This window comes from Paraburkholderia sp. EG287B (assembly GCF_040965595.1).
Taxonomy (GTDB): Bacteria; Pseudomonadota; Gammaproteobacteria; order Burkholderiales; family Burkholderiaceae; genus Paraburkholderia.
Map to the genome: position 1 here is coordinate 1 of NZ_JBFRCG010000059.1, position 3,228 is coordinate 3,228.

Sequence of the window (3,228 nt, forward strand, 5' to 3'; positions counted from 1 at the left end):
GCTCAGCGCATAGGCCACGTACCACCGAACCCACAGCAACATCACGTCCAGCGGGTAATGCAAGCGTTTGAGTACTTTTCCCACACCCGGACCCAGCTTCTCGGTCATCGATCACGTCACGCATTAACAGGTTGCTGAAGTACCGCTGAAAGACGTCATCGCGCAGAGTTCGTGAAGCGTTGATAGATGGACAACCACTTGCCCTCGGAGATCATGCGCGGCGCTGACACGTTTACCGAGAGTTTGTTTTCCATGCGCAAGCTGGATGACTTCGTCCCGAAGTCGCATCCGTTGCGTTCGATCCGCGTGATGGCGAACGAAGCGCTGGCGAAGATGGATCGACTGTTCGCCCAGATGTACGAGGCGGACATAAAAGGCGGACGGCCGAGCATCGCGCCGGAGAAATTGCTGCGAGCCATGCTGATCCAGGTGCTCTACAGCATCCGCTCGGAGCGCCAACTGATGGAGCAGGTGCAATACAACCTCTTGTTTCGCTGGTTCATCGGCCTGGCAATGGACGACGACGTGTGGGTGCCAACGGTCTTTACGAAGACCGGAACAAGGCGGTCCTTCCGGAACTTGGTTCTGCGCACCTGGAGAACGCCTTCGACCAGATCCACGTCAGCTCGATCGAGGCGCAGCGCTTCGCCAGAGCGCAGGCCGGTACTGGCCAACAGACCTACCAACGTCTCCAGGGTTTGCCCTCGCTGCTCGCTGTGTGGAGAAACATGCCGAGATTCCGTCATGAGCGCTGCCAGCTCCACGTCATTGAGGATTCGCGGTGGTGTTACTGCGCGAGACCGTGGCAATACATGCGAATCGAGGGTCTCTGTATGGGTGTCGTATACGGAGAGGTACTCCGCAAAGCGCCGGAGAACTGCATAACGACGGGCGCGGCAGTTGCCAGACCCGTCGACCGACAGAGCGAATGCGATCGCCATTTCCTGCGTCAACGGACCCATAGTTCCACTGTCTTCGACGTATCGCAGGAAGATGCGCAACGTTGCTGCTTGCTTGCGGAAGGCGTAGCCCAGAGACCGGCGAAGCTCGATGTACTCCTCCAGTTTGGAGGCGAGCATTTGCGGGAAGTCGTTCATGACTTACCCCTTGGATATGGAAGTGGAACGATAGCTAGCTGCGGCAGCGCGACTTTCACGTAGATTGCCGTCGTGTCGATGTTCCGATGGCCCAGCAGGTCGGCGACTTCCTTGATGGGGCGCTTCTGTCCGACCAACTGGGTTGCCAGGCTGTGACGCAGGAGGTGTGCGCCGGCTCGTGGCGATTGCAGGTCGCATCGCTCCAGCCGGCGACGGACGAGGGCGGCCAACGTGGAGCTGCTGCCGAGAGGACGCGCGGGTGGCCGGTGGCAAAGGAAGACCTGTGGAGCCTGGGTCTTTGGCCTGGCGTGAAGCACGTACTCCGCAAGCGCGTCGCCCACCTCCTCCAGTAGAGGAACGACGCGGTCCCGCCGCGCCTTGGTGCGACGTACGACCACTTCGCCAGCTCGCCATCGAATGTCCTGAAGCTCGAGTAATCGCAGTTCCCGACTACGTATCCCTGTCGTCGCGAGCAATAGCAGCACGGCGCGGTCGCGCACACCAGAAGGATCCGTGACGTCAATTGCATCGACTACTCGCCTGACCTCCTCCCACGCCAGTCGGGGCGGCAAATGTGCCATCCGCCAACATGGCACCCGCGGCACGAGTCGGGCGAGTTCCTCCTCAATGAGGCCTGCCCAACGCAAGAACCGGAGGAAGGAGCGAACATGCGAGACGGTAGCCGATCTCGTGTAGTCGTTGATGCTTAGCGACAGGAGGTGACTGACGAGGGCCAACACATTCTCACCCGTCATTGCGGACAGTGATTGACCAGGAACATGCTCCCTGTACCATCCGAGCATGCGGCGCGCGGCCAGTATCCTTCCCTGGCGAGTTCTGGGCTGCAGCCCGCGAACCTTGCACAAGTGCTCGTCGTAGGCGGCTAGCAATTGCCAGTCGGGATCCGGGGTCCTGTGCTCACGCGCTACCGGGAGTCGATCCTGCAGCAGTCGAAGCACATGGCGTATCGCAGTTTGGGCTCCGACACGGACGCTCGGTGCTTCAATTGCAAGCAGATAGCGCTCGACAAGGTCCTGATCAATCGCCGCACTATCCCGATGACCAACCTTGCTCGCGAACTGACCAAAACGGGCGATGCGGTCGAGGTAGACTCGCGCTGAGGCTCGCGCGTAGCCGATCTCCGAGAAACGGGCGGCAATGCGGTCCATCTCGCCACCTAGTGCGCCGCTGCGCAGGCGTTCCAGGACGCCTGGATACTTGAAGTAAAGCTCCAGCATGACGTTCTCTCCTTTGCATGATGCGCCGGAACGTCCCGGCGTCAGGAGAGAGTAAAAGCTCAAATATTATGTGGCGGCAACGACGACACCGTACCTCGAAAACACTTAAGGTGTGGCGATCTGTTGGAGGCCTAAGAGACTTGCTGACACATATTGGTACCCGTCACATATCAGCGGGTTCTCCTCAAGCGCTGTTTGCACCTTGGCAGCCAAGCCCTGGAAGCCGCATCGCGCATATCCGTGATGCCCGCGACAAGCCAGATACGCGTACCTGTTGGCAGAGAAATCACGAGCGCAGGCTCTCCAAAACCGTTCGAAGCATCTCAGCGTCGACAATACCGTCGACCTTAACCACTGCCCGGCCGATCCGAACCTCGATTGAACCAGCGGGCACAGCCGGCCGCACGATCTCTGGCTCTGGCGGCGCCGGAGGTTCATCGACCGATGACGCCTCGTTCAAGATCGCCACCGGAACGAGTTGCACCGGCTCGGCTTGCTGTTCCGCCAGATACCGGCGCCGCCACGCGAACACGAGGTTCGCGTTCAAGCCGTTCTCACGGGCCAACCGGGCGATTGACACCCCTGGTTCGCAGGCTGCCTTCGCCAAGCGACGTCGGAATTCGGGATTATGGTTCGGGCGACCTTTACGGCTGCCGGGACTCTGTGTTGGCTCTGACAAAGTGGTGTCCATCACTTCGAAAATGATGGACATCACTTTGATGCCGATCCCTGCAGCCGTCTACGACGGCCGCCGCGAGCCGCTTACGCTCAAGCAGCAGTTTGGTTATACGAAGACGCGGTACCGGGGATTGGTGAAGAACACCGCGCAGATCACGACACTGTTTGCGCTGGGCAACCTCTGGATGTCACGCAGGGCTCTAACCAAAGTGTGA

Annotated in this window: 4 protein-coding genes and 3 pseudogenes; 2 read left to right on the forward strand and 5 right to left on the reverse strand. The window is 59.9% G+C overall.

Annotation, left to right across the window (positions count from 1 at the left end; all coding sequences use genetic code 11):
• Positions 1–108 (reverse strand): annotated as a pseudogene (locus tag AB4Y40_RS42575) (IS6 family transposase); the annotation flags it as partial.
• A gap of 47 nt (positions 109–155) precedes the next feature.
• Positions 156–419 (reverse strand): hypothetical protein, encoded by a 264-nt coding sequence (locus AB4Y40_RS42580; protein WP_368692964.1) that lies wholly within the window; start codon positions 417–419, stop codon positions 156–158.
• Between AB4Y40_RS42580 and AB4Y40_RS42585 the strand changes: the two are divergent.
• A pseudogene (locus AB4Y40_RS42585) lies at positions 301–552 on the forward strand (transposase); the annotation flags it as partial. The gene AB4Y40_RS42580 and the pseudogene AB4Y40_RS42585 overlap by 119 nt on opposite strands.
• Here the strand turns inward: AB4Y40_RS42585 and AB4Y40_RS42590 are convergent.
• The 3 genes from AB4Y40_RS42590 to AB4Y40_RS42600 all read right to left on the reverse strand — a co-directional run bounded on the left by AB4Y40_RS42590 (position 435) and on the right by AB4Y40_RS42600 (position 3,047).
• Positions 435–1,097 carry a tyrosine-type recombinase/integrase gene (locus AB4Y40_RS42590; protein ID WP_368692965.1) on the reverse strand — a complete coding sequence of 221 codons (663 nt, stop codon included), beginning with the start codon at positions 1,095–1,097 and terminating at the stop codon, positions 435–437. The pseudogene AB4Y40_RS42585 and the gene AB4Y40_RS42590 sit on opposite strands and share 118 nt — an antisense overlap.
• Entirely contained in the window at positions 1,094–2,335 is a 1,242-nt protein-coding gene (locus tag AB4Y40_RS42595) for a tyrosine-type recombinase/integrase (protein ID WP_368692966.1), read from the reverse strand. Before AB4Y40_RS42595 ends, AB4Y40_RS42590 begins: the two co-directional genes overlap by 4 nt.
• A gap of 286 nt (positions 2,336–2,621) precedes the next feature.
• Positions 2,622–3,047 (reverse strand): transposase, encoded by a 426-nt coding sequence (locus AB4Y40_RS42600; RefSeq protein WP_368692967.1) that lies wholly within the window; start codon positions 3,045–3,047, stop codon positions 2,622–2,624.
• Positions 3,048–3,102: 55 nt separating this feature from the next.
• Here AB4Y40_RS42600 and AB4Y40_RS42605 point away from each other — a divergent pair.
• A pseudogene (locus AB4Y40_RS42605) lies at positions 3,103–3,228 on the forward strand (IS5/IS1182 family transposase); the annotation flags it as partial.